The sequence below is a fragment of the Anaerostipes sp. AF04-45 genome, assembly GCF_003461725.1.
Taxonomy (GTDB): Bacteria; Bacillota; Clostridia; order Lachnospirales; family Lachnospiraceae; genus Anaerostipes; species Anaerostipes caccae.
Genome location: NZ_QTXQ01000006.1, coordinates 222,202 through 238,038, shown reverse-complemented (window position 1 = coordinate 238,038; position 15,837 = coordinate 222,202). Strand labels below are relative to the sequence as shown.

The following is a 15,837-nucleotide window of genomic DNA, read 5'->3' as shown; positions in this document are numbered from 1 at the left end:
GGAAAGGTAAGGAGTAAGTTTGATGGAACGTTCTGTATGTAGTTTTGAAGGTACATAAAATGAAAAAGCGGGATAAAAAATAAAAGTATTTTTTATCTTTTTGCTGTATATAGGGGCATAGTTCAGTTGGTAGAATAACGGTCTCCAAAACCGCAGGTCGAGGGTTCAAGTCCTTCTGCCCCTGTTAAAAAGTCTAGGAAATTAACTTTCCTAGACTTTTTCTTTTACTTATTATCACAGTCAGTTTTTTTATCCGTAGGATATCCGTTTCCCTGTGCATCTGTTCCGGGATCAGCTGATGCCGTGTCATTGCTTTTTTTAAGCGCATGATTTGTGATACCGGCCTCATAGGACCCTTTTGGAATTGTATTGATTTCTTTATCGCCTCTTGCTTTTTTCATATCGGCCTCCTTTTTCTGCATTTATATTATCTCCAAATCAGAAGAAAAGATGAAAGATTTTCAAATTAACAGAGTGTCTTTGAAAAGATAAAAAACTCATGCTATTGACAAAACAACAAAAAGGGCTGAAGATGAGATAGTGTTCGGTGAATAGGAAATTGGAAAGGATCTAAAATATGAGAAGAAAAGACAGAGAAATTACAGATTTTAATGAAATGCTTGAGATCATGAAAAAATGTGATGTTTGCAGGATTGCATTGAATGATGAAGAATTTCCCTATATTGTTCCGCTGAACTTTGGACTAGATATACAAGAAGATAAAGTTTTACTCTATTTTCATTCCGCCATGAAAGGGAAAAAACTAGATTTGATTACAAAAGACAATCGTGCGGCATTTGAAATGGACTGTGACCACAACTTTATCCTCTATGAAGAGAGAATGAGCTGTACTATGGGGTATGCAAGTATTACCGGACATGGAATCATAGAATTTGTACCTAAAGAAGATAAATATGAAGCGCTGAAGATATTAATGAGACATTACCATGCAGAGGATTTTAAATTTAATACAGATATGATAAAAGTAACGACTGTTTTAAAAATGACAGTTACAGATATGGTCGGAAAGAGGCGAAATAATATCCATTAGAAACTGCATTGCAGAGCCGGGGATCAGCCCTCTGACTCTGCAACAATTTCCTCCAGAACACGGATGAGGTCGTGAATTGTATTTAACTCCACGTTGCGTTCCAGGATCATATCCTTTAATTCGATACTGAGCGTTTCAAATTTTGGACGAAGCTCAGGAGAAACATAAGACATCTTTATCACCTCATAGAATAGTATGGGCAAACATAACGATTCTTATTAAATAAATAATTCATAAATACCTAAAATCAAGATTAAAAGGCCGGAAATTAAAGCAGCATAGTTTCCGAAAATATCAGACAGAAATCTTTTTCCTGCGGCCATACCTGTTGTGAGAAAGAATAAACTGAAAAAAAATGTGAAGGCTGAGGTAAGATATGGATTTAATCCGGTAATTCCGGCACCAAAGCCAAGACCAAGGTTATTTAAGGTCAGCGCCATTGAAAGAGCAATTAAAGAAGCAATAGGCATGGCGTGCCGCTTGGTGCGGCCAGTAGCCAAGGCCTTTTTTTCTTTTTCAGAAAGATCATCCGGTACATTCTTTTTAAAAAAGTAATCCATCATCATCCAGATACCGAGAAAAATAATAATCAGGCAGCCAAAGGTATTTGCTGTGGAAATTGATAGGATGCTCACCAGCCATTCCCCCAGGAACATAGATAGGAAGGTTCCTATGGAAGTGAGAAAAGAAATTGTAATATTATCTACAATATGATACCGGCATCCCTTAGTGCCATAGGCGGCGCCAAGAAAAAAAGCATCGATATTCGCTGAGATCGAAAATAAAATGACAGATATTAGATGCATATGAAATCCTTTTATTTTGTTGTTTTATATATAATATGGCAAAAGTAAAAATCAGTTCTAAATAAAAATATTATTACAACTGGTAATATATTTATATTACCAGTTGTAATATTGTTGGAAATATAGTATAATAATAATATCAAAAAAGTAAGATCAAGGAGGATAAAAATGGTCGGTATTTTAATTGCTACTCATGGAGGATTTGCTGAGGGCCTGTTAAGCGCAGTGGAACTGATTGCCGGAAAGCAGGAAAAGGTCGAGACTGTCGGCTTATATCACGGAGACGGAGTCGATGAATTTGAAGGTAAGATTACAGCTGCAATGGACAAGCTGGATGATGGAGACGGTGTGCTGGTATTCGTAGACATCCTTGGAGGAACACCATCCAATACCGTTATGAGGTGCTTCTCGAAAAAGGATCATATGAAAGCCATTGCAGGTATGAATATGGCGATGGTAGTTCAGGCGGTCATGATGAGAGAAGGAATGGATCTGGATTCTTTATGTGACGAGTGTGTTGAGGTTGGCAATCAGCCGCCGATTCTGCTGCATGACATGTATGCGGACATGGTAAAACAGCAGAGTGAGGATACAGAAGAAGACGAAATTTAAATTAGCTTTATGGATGCAGCCGGAAAAACCGGCTGCATTTTTTATTCTTCAGGAAAGACTTTCACGCAAAGTTGTCAAGCCCTTCAAAGAATCAGGAGTTGGGGAGATGAGGCGGCTTGCCTACTTTGCCCATCCATAAAACAAAATGGATCAGTTTAATTAAAAAGGGCACCCACAAAAAGCGGATGCCCAACCAACAAAAATGAGTTAGAGTTACCAAATTTAATCTAAGATACTGCTTGCAAAAACTTTCATAGCAGCCTTTACGTTTTCTTTCATGGCAGATTTGCCGGCAGCAATGATGTCATGGAAGAATACCTTCTCATCTCCGGCAGCGTTGATGAATTCACGAACTTTGTTTCCGCCAGCCATGGCGCTGTATGTATAGTAGTTGATCTTAGTAATTCCGTTCTGGATGGAAGTCTTGAAGTCTTCATCAGAAACACCGGAACCTCCATGCATTACGAATGGAATATCGATCTTATTTTTGATTTCTGTGATACGGTTTAAGTCAAGTTTTGGCTCTGTCAGGTAAACACCGTGAGTGGTACCGAAAGAGATGGCAAGTGCGTCAACACCAGTTCCTTCTACGAATGCCTTTGCTGTATCAGGATCTGTATAGCAGTCTTCCAAAGACGCAAAGTCTTCGGCTCCCACAGCTCCGCGTCCTTCTCCGCCTCCTACGGCTGAAGTAAAGATATGCCCTAATTCGGCTTCAACGGACACGCCGGCGGCATGTGCGATCTTGACCATTTCTTTTGTCTCTTCAAAGTTTTCTTCATAACTCTTTGCAGAAGCGTCATACATAACAGATGTAAATCCAAGGCGGATTGCCTGAACGCATAAGTCAAAGGAAGCACCGTGATCCAGATGAACACATACAGGAACAGAAGCGCGTCTTGCATAGTCCAGCATGATTGGCCCAATTTCCTGCATAGTGATTAAGTTTTCATGCACCTCTGCATGCTGGATAATGACAGGAACATTGAGTTCTTCAGCGGCAGAGATCACTGCCTGTATAGATTCCAGATTAGGAACATTGAATGCGCCGACAGCATACTTTTTCTCTTTTGCATCTTCTAAAATTTCTTTCATTGTTACTAGCATATCTTATACCTCCGTGAATCATTCATTACTTGGCTATAACAAAATTATAACCGATGGTAATAATAAAGTCAAATGCAAAATTACCAATGGTAATACTGATTGGTTTGAGAGTGAAGAACGGACAGCAGGATCTCTTTATTCTCCTTGACTGTATGCCCGGATTTAAACAGACCGGAAGTACCACCGGTAAATATGTCGGCCCCGGCCTGGTAAAGGGTATTTACCGTTGAGGGATTGACATTTCCATCAGCCTGGATGGAGACAGACATCCCGGCTTCTGACAGTCTGTGTCTCATCTCTTTAATATGTCCGAGACTGTTTTGCTGCATGGTTTGACCGGAAAAGCCCGGATTGACAGTAAGCTTTAAGATCCAGGGAACTTCTTTTGCCAAAGCAAGGAAATCGTCCGGAGGAGCAGTATCACATTTAAAGGCTAATACAGGCTGGGCACCAAATTTCCTTATCAGATCAAAGGTTTTCAGCGGATGCTCCATAGCTTCGTAGTGCACGGCTATATAATCTGCACCCAGTTTCGCAAAGCGCTCAATATAAGCATCGGGATTGTATGCGGCCAGGTGCGCCTCGATGGGCAGGGTTACCTCCGAACGCATCATTTCTAATAATGTATCCCCTAAAATGAAGCATTTGTTAAACTTTCCGTCTACCATATCATAGTGGAAAAATGATATGCCGGACTGTTCGGTTTCCACAATCTGTTCCTTTAAATGAAGTAAATCCATACAGGATACAGAAGCAGAAACACAGGGTGGATTTAATATAAGCTGTCTCATGGATGAAACCTTCCTTTCTTCTATATAAAATGAGAATAAGTTGTTTCTTACTGTTCAGTATAAGAAAGAAAATACAGGAATGCAATAAATATAACCGATGGTCATGAAGTTTGTATAATGTTTATATATTTTTTATAAATTTAAGTCACTTTTCACAAAAAGAGCGAAATATCATAAAAAAAGTTGACATTTTAGTGAGTAGTGGTAATATAGAATATAACCAGTGGTTGTATTGAAGGGCAGCCAAAAAATGAGTAAGAGTTCATATTTTTCTAACGAAGGGAGCAGGCATTATGAAGATCGATGGTATTGTATTAGTGAGGATTGATGACAGACTGATTCATGGTCAGGTTATGACTTCCTGGCTGAATTACACCAGTGCAAACAAAATCATGATTATTGATGATGAAGTTGCAAATGACGCATTTATGAAGAGCGTGCTGAAAACATGCGTGCCGGCAAATGTAAAGCTGGCAACATTCACAGTGGAAAAGGCAGCAGCAAGATTAAAGAAAGGTTTTGCAGGAGACAAATGTATTATCCTTGTAAAATATCCAAAAACATTATATCGCCTGATGAGTGAGGGAATTGTTTTTGATCACGTCAATATCGGAGGCATGGGAGTAAGCGGTGACCGCACAAAGTTCTTCCGCAACATTTCCGCTTCAGAAGAAGAAAAGAAAATGCTGAAAGAATTAGTGGAGGCAGGATCTAAAATAGGTGTGAGGATCATTGCCGAAGACAGCGAAACCGACATTTCAAAGATGCTTTAGAGGGACAGACTACATAACCAACAAGAGAAACAGAACCATATGAGAAACTATCAATGAAAGCGACGAATAAAGGAGGTTAAGTATGAAAATTACATTAATTCAAGCGCTTTTGATTGGTATCGTTTATTACCTGGGTAATATCGGTACACCATGGCTATCACTGCTGGGAAGTATCTCGGTTGTATACAAACCGCTGGTAGCCGGAACTTTAGTAGGTTTTATCTTAGGAGACCCTGTACAAGGATGTATCATCGGCGCAGCAATCAACCTGCCGTATGTAGCATTTATCTCCGCAGGAGGAACCGCTCCTCAGGACCCGGGCCTTGCAGGTACAGTTGGAACCGCATGGGCAATGGCAGCAGGAGTAAACCCGGCAGCAGCAGTAACAATCGCTCTTCCGCTTGGACTGCTCGGAACGATGGTCTGGGTAGCACATATGACCTTGGACGTAACCTTTGTACATATGGCTGATAAAGCAGCAGAAGAAGGAAACCTTGAGAAAATTTGTTTCTGGCACGTAGTACCGCCGCAAATCCTGATGTTCCTGCTCTGTGTTGTACCGGCAACCGCAGCAACTTATTTTGGATCAACGGCTGTAAAAGGAATTATTGATTCACTGACAGGACGCCCGCTGACGGTATTAACCGTAATCGGAGGACTGCTTCCGGCTCTTGGTATTGCCATGAACCTTCGTGCAATCGGAAGACCTGGTACACTCCTGTTCTTCCTTGTAGGATTTATTCTGGTCGTATATCTGAAACTGCCGGTAATCGCTGTAGCAGTATTAGCCGGAGTTATCGGATATTTCTACACAATGTTAAGTAACCAGACACCGCAGGCTGCAGCCGCCGGGGATTCCGGAGGAGCAGCACCTATAGAAGACGATGAGGAGGATTTTTAATATGGCTGAAGAAACAAAAAGAAGTTTAACAAAAAAAGAAGTCGTAAAAGCCTTCTGGAGATGGACCTTCTTCTCTCATGCAAACTACAACTATGAGCGCTTGGAGGCAACAGGTCTCGTATTTGCCATGAAGCCGGTGATTAAAAAGCTTTATGGAGACAGACCGGATGAATATAAAGCATGTATTCAAAGACATATGCAGTTCTTTAACACAGAGCCTCATATCGGAGGTGTTATTCCCGGTATTGTTCTGGCTATGGAAGAAGAGCGCGCAAACGGCGCACCGATCACTGATGAGGCGATCAACGGTGTAAAGACCGGTCTGATGGGACCTTTTGCAGGTATTGGTGATACATTATGGCAGGGTACACTGACACCGATCCTCTTAGCTTTCGGTATCAGCCTTGGATCTCAGGGAAATCTTCTGGGACCGGTTATCTACACATTGTTAATGTTCGGTATCATGTTCCCGGTAGCTTATATCTGCTGGATGAAGGGATACAGCTTAGGTAAAGAAGGTATTGAAAAGATTCTCGGCGGAAACCAGCTTCAGATGCTGATCACAGGTGCATCGGCCATGGGTGCTATCGTACTGGGTGCTCTGTCCGCACAGTTTGTAACTGTTAAGTGTTCTGCGATCATCAAGCTGGGCGCATTGAAGATGAATGTGCAGGAAACAGTATTTGATCAGTTATTCCAGGGAATCTTACCGCTGGCAGTGACGCTGTTCACCTTATATCTGCTGAAGAACAAGAAGATGAAAGCCACAACTGTTATGTTGATTCTGGTTGTCATCGGAGTTGTATTAGGTGCGGTCGGCTTCTTAGGTGCATAATATATTAAATTGTCAGAAACGTCGTGGAGGAAGAACAATGGGAGAAATGGCAAGAACCCTTGTGTTTACAGGGGAAAAGCAAATTGAGATACAGGAATATCCGATTCCTGAAGTCAGTGATGATATGGTTCTGGTAAAAACAGATGCGTGTGCAATCTGCACATGGGAGCAGAGGGTTTATACCGGAGTAAAAAAAGTAGATTTTCCGTTTATCGGCGGACATGAAATGGTCGGGAAGATTGTCAAGATGGGCAAAAATGTGGACCAGAGACAGTGGAGTGTCGGTGATTTTGTGGCAGTCGGAGTAACGCTGCCATGCAAAAACTGCTATCAGTGTAAGAGCGGAAATGAGCAGAACTGTGAACATTTTGATCACAGCAAACAGTTAGAGGGACTTCCGGAGAAAGGTATGGGCGGATTGAGTTCTCATCTCTTAGTACATCCGTCAAATCTGTTTCATTTACATGATATCACACCGGAAGAAGCAACGATCACAGAACCATTATCCTGTGTGCTGCACAGTGTAGAAACTGCTGATATTCAATTTGGCGACACCGTTGTTGTGATCGGATGCGGAATCATGGGACTGCTGCACACGATCCTTGCAACAAAACGGGGAGCCTCTGTCATTGTCTCCGACACGAATGAAGAAAGAACAAAGCTGGGCTTAGAGCTGGGCGCAAACTATGCGGTAAATCCGGCGAAGGAAAAACTGGAAGAACGCGTAAAGGAAATCACAGGCGGAAACATGGCACAGGTTGTGTTTGATACGACACCGATCTCTAAAGTTGCTGAGGACGCAGTGAAAGCTGTCGCTAACAACGGACGTCTGGTACTTTACAGTTCATTCTATCCGGATACTCCGATCTCTATCAGCCCGGATTGGCTTCACAAGAGCGGTGCAAAGCTGATGGGTACTGCAAACTCCAACACCGTAGATTTTACAAAAGCGACGAGACTGCTCTCAGAGGGAGTTGTGGATGTAAAACCGTTTGTCAGTGAAGTATATGATTTGAGTGATTATCAGAAAGCATTTGAATCTGCCATTAAGGGTGATAAGTTCAGAGTAGTATTAAAATTCTAAAGACGGGTGACCTTGTTGGTTGCCGCTGTCAGGATGCGGATGAAGCAGAGAGGGAGCCGGTTAAATAATGGCTTGCTCTCTGTTTTTCTAAACAAATGTATATTTAAAAAACCGCTTTTATCCAACAGGATTTATGGTGTATACTATAGGTATCTGGGGTAATATTCGTTAAGAACTGAGGTCTCTTATACAAAGGAGGGCGTATGAGTGAAGTGAAAAAAAAGCAGCTGCTGTATATGCAGCTGAGAGATTCCATTTTGGCAGACTATAAGGACAAGCCATACTATTCTCCTTTGCCGGGGGAGCGTGAACTGTGCGATATTTATTCTGTCAGCCGGCCTACAGTCAGAAAGGCACTTGAAATCCTTGAGGATGAAGGATGTATCATAAGGCTGACAGGAAAAGGAGCGTTTTTTATCGGCAATAAGGAGTTTGTGGATGCGAATAATGATATGAGGTTCTCAGATATTGCTTTCTACAATCAGGTTAGTCTGAGGGGAGACTATACGAGCAGTAAGGTTCTGCTGCAGAAGATTGAGATTGCAGATAAAGAGGTTGCTGTGATGCTGAGACTTCCCAAAAATGCCAAGGTGTTTCATCTGGAGCGTCTGAGGTATATCAACGGCAAATTGTATTCTCTGGCCAATGCATATATTCCCTATGAGCTTTGCCCTGAGCTTACGGAGTATGATTTTTCAGACCGTTCTCTGCACAACACACTTTGTCAGTACGGTCATGTGCCGTTTAAAGCGGACAAAACCATAGAAATTTCTAAAGCATCCGAGTATGATGCCATGCATTTGGATCTGAAACCAGGGGACCCGATCTCGATTTCTTCCACAGTGACGTACGATGAGCAGGGGAATATGCTGGAATATGCGGTGACGAGGGCTGATGCATATAAGACTCTGATACAGATGCAGGTATATAATCAGGATCACGTAAAAGACAAGGTTATGAGAGAGAAGCGCCAGTAGTACGCCGGCGCTTTTCAATTTCTTGTTGTATTATTTGTATATAAATCAAAATTTAGGGGGTTGACATCTGTCAAGCCTGCGGATATAATGAATGCATAAAGAAGAATAACTGGTGATATTTATTATTCGAGGATTGTCACTGTTCGGCAGGCAAAACCGGATTTTACGAGAAGGGAAAGTTTTTTGAGGGAAACTTGTACCGCTCTTGTAGAATTGGGTTTTTTTTCTTTTGTTCATGTTTATGAGGAGAGGCATTATGAAGATAACGAAGGTAATCAACAACAACGTAGTCAGTTCCACAGATGAAGCCGGTAATGAAGTCATTTTGATGGGAACCGGACTGGGATTTAAGGGAAAAGAAGGAAAGGTCGTTGACGAGAGCAAGATCCAGAAAATTTTTCATCTGGAAGATGCCGGAGTCAGTCAGAGGTTTAAGGAGCTGATCACAGATCTTCCGATGGAGCTTTTAAATACGTGCAGCAACATCATCATGTATGCGAAAGGAATTCTCGACACGAAACTCAATGAAAACATCTACATTACGCTGACAGACCATATCAACTTTGCGCTTCAGAGAATGGAGCAGGATATGATGTATCCGAATCCATTGAGCAGGGAAGTGAAAACGTTCTATGACCTGGAGTATAAGATCGGAGAGTATGCCCTGGGAATTGTGGAAAAAGACCTGGGAGTAAGACTTCCCAAGGATGAGGCAGTATCCATTGCACTCCATGTGGTCAGCGCGGAGTATGACACGAAGGTCCGGGATACGGTTCAGATTACCACCTTTATCAAAAATGTTATAGATAAAGTGAAAGATTATTTTCAGATGGAACTTACGGAAACTTCTCTGAACTATGAAAGATTTATCACACACCTCAAATTTTTGTCAAGAAAAGTTATGTCAGGAGGAGGGATGGACGAGATTGAACCAGAGCTCAGGAAGATGATCTCGGCGATGTATCCGGACGAATATCAGTGCAGCAGAGAGATTGCAGAGTATATTAAAAAGGAATACCGCAGAGAGATGTCGGAAGGTGAGATTGTATACTTGACAATGCATATTGAACGCATAAAAAGCAGCAATCAGACAAAGAACATCAGTAAATAGGAGGGAAATATGTTTGAGTCTTTTAAGAAAGCGTTTAAGCAGGAAGTGAGGTCGGCAGATGTACTGTCACCGATGAAAGGGACCGTGATCCCGATGAATGAAGTAAAAGATCCCACGTTTGCAGGAGAAATTCTGGGACCGGGGGTAGCCATTGTGCCGAAAGAGGGAAGAGTCGTATCCCCGGTGGACGGAAAAGTGGGAGTGATGTTTGAAACCAAACACGCGGTGAGTATTTCCGGTCCGGACGGCGTGGAGATGATCGTCCATGTGGGGATTGATACTGTCCAATTAAAGGGAAAGTATTTTACGTCACACAAGAATACCGGAGATCCGGTGAAAGCCGGGGATCTGCTGCTGACCTTCGATATGGATGCCATTAAGGAGGCAGGATATGATGTGACAGTTCCGGTGGTAATCTGTGAAAAAGGGAATTACACGGAGATTGAATGTTTCCACGGGAAAGAGACAGAAGCCGGGGAAGTGATCATCCGGTTAAGAGAAAAGTAAAGAGATGGATTTTAGTATAGAAAGGAAGATTATATTATGATGAAATATTTTCAGAAACTAGGCAAAGCGCTGATGCTTCCGGTTGCGGTTCTTCCGGCAGCGGCAATCCTGATGGGTATCGGATACCTGATCGATCCCAATGTTATGGCGGCTAACGCAGACAAAGCACCAATCGCAGTGGCAGTTTTCCTTGTGAAGGCCGGAGGGGCCATCATCGATAACCTGCCGATCCTCTTTGCAGTAGGTGTCGCACTTGGAATGACAAAGAAAAAGGACGGGGCTGCAGCACTTTCCGGCCTCGTAGCGTACTTAGTTGTCACAACCATTCTGAAAAGTGACAACATCGCCCTTCTGCTGAATATCCCGGTAGAAGAAGTAGCACCTGCATTCTCAAAGATTCAAAATGCATTTGTAGGTATTCTGTCCGGTCTGATCGCAGCGGGATGCTTTAACAAATTCGGAGAAGTACAGCTGCCGACCGCATTATCTTTCTTCAGCGGAAAACGCTGTGTGCCGATCATAACTTCAGCCCTTATGTTAGTGGTATCTGGTATATTGTATTTTGCATGGCCTCCACTGTATAATGTATTAGTCAAATTTGGGGAGAGCATCGTAGGATTGGGACCTGTGGGAGCAGGAATCTATGCATTCTTTAACAGACTGCTTATCCCGACAGGATTACATCACGCATTAAACTCTGTATTCTGGTTTGACGTTGCAGGAATCAATGATATCGGTAATTTCTGGGCTGGAACCGGAACAAAAGGTATCACAGGTATGTATCAGGCAGGATTCTTCCCGGTTATGATGTTCGGTCTTCCGGCAGGAGCACTGGCTATGTACCATACGGCAAAAGATAATAAGAAAAAGATTGCAGCAGGTTTACTGATTGCGGCAGCCTTTGCTTCCTTCTTTACCGGTGTTACAGAGCCATTGGAATTCTCCTTCATGTTCCTGGCTCCGGCCCTCTATGTTGTCCATGCACTGCTGACCGGTATCTTTGTGGCAGTGGCTGCAATGCTCCATGCAACCGCAGGGTTCAGTTTTAGTGCAGGTTTGGTTGACTTTTTGTTAAGCTCCAGACTCCCTATGGCAAATAAACCGTGGATGCTTTTGATTCTCGGAGTCATCGCTTTTGTAGTATACTACGTACTGTTCCGTTTTATCATCGTGAAGTTCAACTTAAAGACTCCGGGACGTGAGGAAGATGACGATGTAGAAGAAGAGAAAAATGCAGTGCTGGCCGATGATGACTTTACAAAAGTAGCACAGATTATTTTGGAAGGTCTTGGCGGAAAAGAAAATCTGACTTCCATCGACAACTGTATTACAAGGCTCCGTCTGGAAATCAAAGACCAGGATCAGATTGATGAGAAGAAGATCAAATCTGCTGGAATTGCAGGAATCATCCGTCCGGGCAAAAACAGTATCCAGATTATTGTGGGAACGAAAGTCCAGTTTGTCGCAGATGAATTGATAAAACTTGCTGAAAAGTAAATTAAGCGTTATATTGTAAGTAATTAGGGATAACATATAGGGAGACATCAGATACTGTTTCCCCGCATTATAGAAAGGAAGTACAAGATGAGAGTTATTAAGGGAAAAGATTACAAGGACATGAGCAGAAAAGCAGCAAATATTATTTCTGCGGAAATTATCACGAAGCCAGACTGTGTTTTGGGACTGGCTACAGGTTCCTCTCCGATCGGGATTTATGAAAATTTGGTGCACTGGTATGAGCAGGATGACCTGGATTTCAGTCAGGTAACCTCAGTGAATCTGGATGAGTACAAAGGGCTTCCAAAAGAAAATGACCAGAGCTATGACTATTTCATGCATGAATACCTTTTTAATAAGGTAAATATCAAGCCTGAAAACATCAACATTCCGAATGGTATGGAAGAAGATTCTGAAAAAGAGTGTGCAAGATATAATCAGGTGCTTGAGGACTTGGGAGGAGTTGACCTTCAGCTTCTGGGTATCGGACACAACGGCCATATCGGCTTCAATGAGCCGGGAGAAGCATTTGAGAAAGAGACTCACTGTGTGGACCTTACTGAAAGTACAATCAATGCCAATAAAAGATTCTTTGAGAAAGAAGAAGATGTGCCGAGACAGGCGTATACTATGGGAATCAAATCCATCATGAAAGCAAAGAAAATTCTTCTTATTATCAGTGGAAAAGAAAAAGCAGGCATTGTAAAAGAAGCATTTTTCGGACCGGTTACCCCGAAAGTTCCTGCATCTATCTTACAGCTTCACAATGATGTGATTCTGGTAGCAGATGCGGATGCGCTGTCAGAGGTTGAGGATTTATTATGATTATAAAGAACGCAGATGTTTTTTGTGAGGACGGGGTTTTCAGGACAAAAGATATTTGTACAGACGGTGAAAGGATCAGCAGTTCTTCAGAGAATGATGAGATTCTGGACGCCGAAGGCTGCTATGCGGTTCCCGGGCTGATCGATATTCATTTCCATGGCTGTGTAGGACACGATTTTTGTGACGGAACAGAGGAAGCTATAAGAGAAATTGCTTCTTATGAGGCAGAAAATGGAGTGCTTGCCATATGTCCTGCAACGATGACTCTGCCGGAAGAAACACTGATGACCATCGCCAAGGCGGCGGCAGCCTACAATGGGGACAGCGGAGCAGATCTGGTTGGAATCAATATGGAGGGGCCGTTTATCAATGAGGCCAAAAAAGGCGCACAGAATCCGGCCTATATCCATAAACCGGATGTGGCAATGTATGAAAGACTTCAAAAGGCATCCAATGGTCTGTTTAAGCTGGTGGACATTGCGCCGGAAACTGAGGGCGCAATGGAATTTATCCGTCAGGTTAAGGATGAGGCGGTGATTTCGATCGCACATACGGCTGCGGATTATGAAACCGCGGTCAAAGCGATTGAACATGGAGTCAGCCATGTGACGCATCTTTACAACGCCATGCCGGGGTACAGCCACAGGGCACCAGGGGTAATCGGAGCGGCATGTGATCACGGACTGCATGTCGAGCTGATCTGTGACGGTATCCACATCCATCCGAGCGCCGTGAGAACAACGTTTAAGATGTTCGGGGATGATAAGATCATTCTGATCAGTGACAGTATGATGGCTACCGGAATGGAAGACGGAACTTATCAGCTGGGAGGACAGGACGTGAAGGTGGTCGGCAATCTTGCTACTCTTGCCGAAGGAGGCGCGATTGCAGGCTCTGCAACCAATCTCATGGATTGTCTGAGAACTGCCGTCAAGACAATGGGAATCCCACTGAACAGTGCAGTAAAATGCGCCACTGAGAATCCGGCCAGATCCATTGGCATTTATGACAGCTATGGAAGTATTTCAGAGGGAAAATATGCGAATGTTGTCCTGCTGGATAAAGACCTGGAGATCAAAGCGGTCATAAAAAAGGGAGAGATCCTGAATCACAAATAATAAAAGTTATCAGGTACCGGAGATACGCAGAAAATGCGGACTCCGGTACTTTTTTTATTTTTAGGACAGGTTTTATGCGCTCTTTCTCGAGTTTGGAGGAAAATATATTTAGTATATAAATTGTTTGTATACAAATAATATTGGTAAAAACTCTTTTTTTCTTTCTTATATTTGTGTATAATAGCCCAGTAGGAGAATACAATAGTGATGAAAAAGAGATGGATGGCAATCGTTCTTATGGCAGTGCTCATTTGGAATATGGCAGGAACAAATTTAGAAACCCGAACGGCCTATGCAGCGTCTAAACAGACAATATGGCAAAAAAAGTTCAGTCAGTACCGGTATAACAAGTCAGTAAACCAGCTGATTTTTGTGAAATACAAAAAGAAATCAAAAGCAACTGTCTATATGTATCAAAAAAGAGATCATAAATGGAAGCGCATTTTGAAATGTAAAGGTTATGTAGGGAAAAAAGGAATCCACAAGAAGAGGGAAGGAGATCTGAAGACACCTTCCGGCACTTTTGGATTCACAGGTGCTTTTGGGATCAAAAAAAATCCGGGTGCAAAGATGAATTATACCAGAGTCAATAAGTACCTCTACTGGTGCGGGGATAAAAAATATTATAATCGGCTGATAGACGTGAGAAAAAAGAAGCACCGCTGCCGCGGAGAGCATCTGATTGACTATAAACCACATTATTATTATGGAATGTTTCTTAATTATAATCCAAAACATAAATATAAAAAAGGATCTGCAATATTTCTCCACTGTAAAGGAAAGAAGCCGTACACGGCAGGATGTATTGCAGTAAGCCGGAAGAACATGAAGAAGATCATAAAAAATGCGGAATCAGGGGCAAGGATCTGCATTTACCGAAAATAAAACTGAAAGTTACCAGGAGGAAAGACAAATGGAATATGAAGGAATGGTGTACAGACCGCCCAGTGAGGCATACAGTCTGATCATACAAGTGACCATCGGATGCAGCCAGAATGACTGTATCTTCTGTAATATGTACAAAGAAAAAAGATTCAGGATGAGGCCGCTTCAGGATGTTCTGGCCGATTTCAGGGAGGCAAGAGAGTACTACAATTCAATCGGAAAGATTTTTCTCGCAGACGGAGATGCCCTGATTTGTAAAAATGAATATCTGAACGAGATTCTTAAATATATTCGTGAAGAAATTCCGGAGTGCCGGCAGGTCACCTGCTATGCTTCCCCTAAGAGTGTGATGATCAAAACGAAAGAGGAACTCCGGGAACTGAGAGAAAACGGTCTGGATATGGTATACATGGGCCTGGAATCGGGAAATGCCCAGGTGCTTAAGTTCATGAAAAAGGGAGCCACGCCGGATGAGATGATACAGTCTGCATCCAAGATAAAACAGGCGGGTATCCGGCTGTCAGTGACGGCTATTTCAGGGCTGGGAGGAAAAAAGCTGTGGATGGAGCATGCGGTTGATACAGGGAAAGTTTTTTCTGCAATGAAACCGGATTATATAGGCCTGCTGACATTGATGATAGAACCCGGACTTCCGCTGGAAGAAAAGATCAGAAGCGGAGAGTTTGAACTGATCACTCCCTATGATAATCTGAAAGAGACAAAATTGATGCTGGAACATATGGACTGTCCGGGATGCATCTTCCGGTCCAACCATGCGTCCAATTATGTCAATTTGAGAGGAACCTTGAATGAAGACAGGGATAAAATGATCGCGAAGCTAGATGAGGCGATACAGGGCAATCTGCATTTGAAAGAAGAATGGATGAGAGGATTTTAAATTCTTCAGTGACAGAAAAAAGAAGGAAAGTGTAATTACATGTACATTTTCCTTCTTTT

At 42.5% G+C, this 15,837-nt stretch carries 19 protein-coding genes and 1 tRNA gene; 15 read left to right on the top strand and 5 right to left on the bottom strand.

Annotated features, from left to right (window positions below):
- Positions 1-111 precede the first annotated feature (111 nt).
- Positions 112-184, top strand: a tRNA-Trp gene (locus DWV34_RS11280).
- A gap of 40 nt (positions 185-224) precedes the next feature.
- On the opposite strand, the gene DWV34_RS11275 is transcribed toward DWV34_RS11280, so the two are convergent.
- Positions 225-401: a hypothetical protein gene (locus DWV34_RS11275; RefSeq protein WP_022261097.1), complete on the bottom strand. Its 177-nt coding sequence runs from the start codon at positions 399-401 to the stop codon at positions 225-227.
- 176 nt (positions 402-577) lie between these two features.
- On the opposite strand from DWV34_RS11275, the gene DWV34_RS11270 reads away from it, so the two are divergent.
- Positions 578-1,051 carry a pyridoxamine 5'-phosphate oxidase family protein gene (locus DWV34_RS11270; RefSeq protein WP_006565463.1) on the top strand — a complete coding sequence of 158 codons (474 nt, stop codon included), beginning with the start codon at positions 578-580 and terminating at the stop codon, positions 1,049-1,051.
- A gap of 23 nt (positions 1,052-1,074) precedes the next feature.
- Here the strand turns inward: DWV34_RS11270 and DWV34_RS17410 are convergent, their stop codons facing one another.
- On the bottom strand, positions 1,075-1,224 hold the full coding sequence (locus DWV34_RS17410) for a hypothetical protein (RefSeq protein WP_006565462.1): 150 nt from the start codon (positions 1,222-1,224) through the stop codon (positions 1,075-1,077).
- Positions 1,225-1,269: 45 nt separating this feature from the next.
- Complete coding sequence (locus DWV34_RS11265) at positions 1,270-1,707, bottom strand: manganese efflux pump (RefSeq protein WP_225103668.1); 438 nt, start codon at positions 1,705-1,707, stop codon at positions 1,270-1,272.
- Positions 1,708-2,025: 318 nt separating this feature from the next.
- Between DWV34_RS11265 and DWV34_RS11260 the strand changes: the two genes are divergently transcribed.
- Complete coding sequence (locus DWV34_RS11260; RefSeq protein ID WP_006565460.1) at positions 2,026-2,469, top strand: PTS sugar transporter subunit IIA; 444 nt, start codon at positions 2,026-2,028, stop codon at positions 2,467-2,469.
- 222 nt (positions 2,470-2,691) lie between these two features.
- Here DWV34_RS11260 and DWV34_RS11255 read toward each other — a convergent pair whose 3' ends face one another.
- Entirely contained in the window at positions 2,692-3,576 is an 885-nt protein-coding gene (locus DWV34_RS11255; protein WP_006565458.1) for a class II fructose-bisphosphate aldolase, read from the bottom strand.
- Positions 3,577-3,656: 80 nt separating this feature from the next.
- The gene (locus DWV34_RS11250; RefSeq protein ID WP_022261096.1) at positions 3,657-4,367 is read right to left on the bottom strand and encodes a ribulose-phosphate 3-epimerase; all 711 of its coding nucleotides are present in this window, start codon (positions 4,365-4,367) and stop codon (positions 3,657-3,659) included.
- Between the two features lie 293 nt (positions 4,368-4,660).
- Here DWV34_RS11250 and DWV34_RS11245 point away from each other — a divergent pair, with 293 nt between their 5' ends.
- The 12 genes from DWV34_RS11245 to DWV34_RS11190 all read left to right on the top strand — a co-directional run bounded on the left by DWV34_RS11245 (position 4,661) and on the right by DWV34_RS11190 (position 15,778).
- Positions 4,661-5,140: a PTS sugar transporter subunit IIB gene (locus DWV34_RS11245; RefSeq protein ID WP_006565456.1), complete on the top strand. Its 480-nt coding sequence runs from the start codon at positions 4,661-4,663 to the stop codon at positions 5,138-5,140.
- Positions 5,141-5,222: 82 nt separating this feature from the next.
- The gene (locus tag DWV34_RS11240; protein WP_009291142.1) at positions 5,223-6,041 is read left to right on the top strand and encodes a PTS mannose/fructose/sorbose/N-acetylgalactosamine transporter subunit IIC; all 819 of its coding nucleotides are present in this window, start codon (positions 5,223-5,225) and stop codon (positions 6,039-6,041) included.
- A 1-nt stretch (position 6,042) separates the two neighbouring features.
- Entirely contained in the window at positions 6,043-6,876 is an 834-nt protein-coding gene (locus tag DWV34_RS11235) for a PTS system mannose/fructose/sorbose family transporter subunit IID (RefSeq protein ID WP_022261095.1), read from the top strand.
- 37 nt (positions 6,877-6,913) lie between these two features.
- A complete protein-coding gene (locus DWV34_RS11230; protein ID WP_006565452.1) occupies positions 6,914-7,960 on the top strand; it encodes a zinc-dependent alcohol dehydrogenase in 1,047 nt (348 codons plus the stop codon).
- A gap of 203 nt (positions 7,961-8,163) precedes the next feature.
- Entirely contained in the window at positions 8,164-8,937 is a 774-nt protein-coding gene (locus DWV34_RS11225) for a GntR family transcriptional regulator (protein WP_009291144.1), read from the top strand.
- A gap of 256 nt (positions 8,938-9,193) precedes the next feature.
- Positions 9,194-10,048: a BglG family transcription antiterminator LicT gene (gene licT, locus DWV34_RS11220; RefSeq protein ID WP_009291145.1), complete on the top strand. Its 855-nt coding sequence runs from the start codon at positions 9,194-9,196 to the stop codon at positions 10,046-10,048.
- 9 nt (positions 10,049-10,057) lie between these two features.
- Positions 10,058-10,555 carry a PTS sugar transporter subunit IIA gene (locus DWV34_RS11215; RefSeq protein ID WP_006565448.1) on the top strand — a complete coding sequence of 166 codons (498 nt, stop codon included), beginning with the start codon at positions 10,058-10,060 and terminating at the stop codon, positions 10,553-10,555.
- Between the two features lie 36 nt (positions 10,556-10,591).
- Positions 10,592-12,052 carry an N-acetylglucosamine-specific PTS transporter subunit IIBC gene (nagE, locus tag DWV34_RS11210; protein ID WP_118476237.1) on the top strand — a complete coding sequence of 487 codons (1,461 nt, stop codon included), beginning with the start codon at positions 10,592-10,594 and terminating at the stop codon, positions 12,050-12,052.
- A gap of 87 nt (positions 12,053-12,139) precedes the next feature.
- Positions 12,140-12,877 (top strand): glucosamine-6-phosphate deaminase, encoded by a 738-nt coding sequence (nagB, locus tag DWV34_RS11205; RefSeq protein ID WP_009291147.1) that lies wholly within the window; start codon positions 12,140-12,142, stop codon positions 12,875-12,877.
- Positions 12,874-13,995 carry an N-acetylglucosamine-6-phosphate deacetylase gene (gene nagA / locus DWV34_RS11200; protein ID WP_118476235.1) on the top strand — a complete coding sequence of 374 codons (1,122 nt, stop codon included), beginning with the start codon at positions 12,874-12,876 and terminating at the stop codon, positions 13,993-13,995. The genes nagB and nagA overlap by 4 nt, the downstream gene beginning before the upstream one ends.
- Before the next feature lie 207 nt (positions 13,996-14,202).
- Positions 14,203-14,880 (top strand): L,D-transpeptidase family protein, encoded by a 678-nt coding sequence (locus DWV34_RS11195; protein ID WP_225103669.1) that lies wholly within the window; start codon positions 14,203-14,205, stop codon positions 14,878-14,880.
- A gap of 28 nt (positions 14,881-14,908) precedes the next feature.
- Positions 14,909-15,778 (top strand): radical SAM protein, encoded by an 870-nt coding sequence (locus DWV34_RS11190; protein ID WP_022261371.1) that lies wholly within the window; start codon positions 14,909-14,911, stop codon positions 15,776-15,778.
- Positions 15,779-15,837 lie beyond the last annotated feature (59 nt).

Excerpts from the sequence above, each read along its gene's own strand:
- DWV34_RS11195 (WP_225103669.1), top strand. The coding sequence starts at position 14,203 with ATGAAAAAGAGATGGATGGCAATCGTTCTTATGGCAGTGCTCATTTGG.
- DWV34_RS11275 (WP_022261097.1), bottom strand. The coding sequence starts at position 401 with ATGAAAAAAGCAAGAGGCGATAAAGAAATCAATACAATTCCAAAAGGG.
- nagA (WP_118476235.1), top strand. The coding sequence starts at position 12,874 with ATGATTATAAAGAACGCAGATGTTTTTTGTGAGGACGGGGTTTTCAGG.
- licT (WP_009291145.1), top strand. The coding sequence starts at position 9,194 with ATGAAGATAACGAAGGTAATCAACAACAACGTAGTCAGTTCCACAGAT.
- DWV34_RS11230 (WP_006565452.1), top strand. The coding sequence starts at position 6,914 with ATGGGAGAAATGGCAAGAACCCTTGTGTTTACAGGGGAAAAGCAAATT.
- DWV34_RS11225 (WP_009291144.1), top strand. The coding sequence starts at position 8,164 with ATGAGTGAAGTGAAAAAAAAGCAGCTGCTGTATATGCAGCTGAGAGAT.
- nagE (WP_118476237.1), top strand. The coding sequence starts at position 10,592 with ATGATGAAATATTTTCAGAAACTAGGCAAAGCGCTGATGCTTCCGGTT.
- DWV34_RS11270 (WP_006565463.1), top strand. The coding sequence starts at position 578 with ATGAGAAGAAAAGACAGAGAAATTACAGATTTTAATGAAATGCTTGAG.
- DWV34_RS11255 (WP_006565458.1), bottom strand. The coding sequence starts at position 3,576 with ATGCTAGTAACAATGAAAGAAATTTTAGAAGATGCAAAAGAGAAAAAG.
- DWV34_RS17410 (WP_006565462.1), bottom strand. The coding sequence starts at position 1,224 with ATGTCTTATGTTTCTCCTGAGCTTCGTCCAAAATTTGAAACGCTCAGT.
- DWV34_RS11235 (WP_022261095.1), top strand. The coding sequence starts at position 6,043 with ATGGCTGAAGAAACAAAAAGAAGTTTAACAAAAAAAGAAGTCGTAAAA.
- DWV34_RS11240 (WP_009291142.1), top strand. The coding sequence starts at position 5,223 with ATGAAAATTACATTAATTCAAGCGCTTTTGATTGGTATCGTTTATTAC.
- DWV34_RS11245 (WP_006565456.1), top strand. The coding sequence starts at position 4,661 with ATGAAGATCGATGGTATTGTATTAGTGAGGATTGATGACAGACTGATT.
- DWV34_RS11250 (WP_022261096.1), bottom strand. The coding sequence starts at position 4,367 with ATGAGACAGCTTATATTAAATCCACCCTGTGTTTCTGCTTCTGTATCC.
- DWV34_RS11260 (WP_006565460.1), top strand. The coding sequence starts at position 2,026 with ATGGTCGGTATTTTAATTGCTACTCATGGAGGATTTGCTGAGGGCCTG.
- DWV34_RS11190 (WP_022261371.1), top strand. The coding sequence starts at position 14,909 with ATGGAATATGAAGGAATGGTGTACAGACCGCCCAGTGAGGCATACAGT.
- nagB (WP_009291147.1), top strand. The coding sequence starts at position 12,140 with ATGAGAGTTATTAAGGGAAAAGATTACAAGGACATGAGCAGAAAAGCA.
- DWV34_RS11265 (WP_225103668.1), bottom strand. The coding sequence starts at position 1,707 with ATGTTCCTGGGGGAATGGCTGGTGAGCATCCTATCAATTTCCACAGCA.
- DWV34_RS11215 (WP_006565448.1), top strand. The coding sequence starts at position 10,058 with ATGTTTGAGTCTTTTAAGAAAGCGTTTAAGCAGGAAGTGAGGTCGGCA.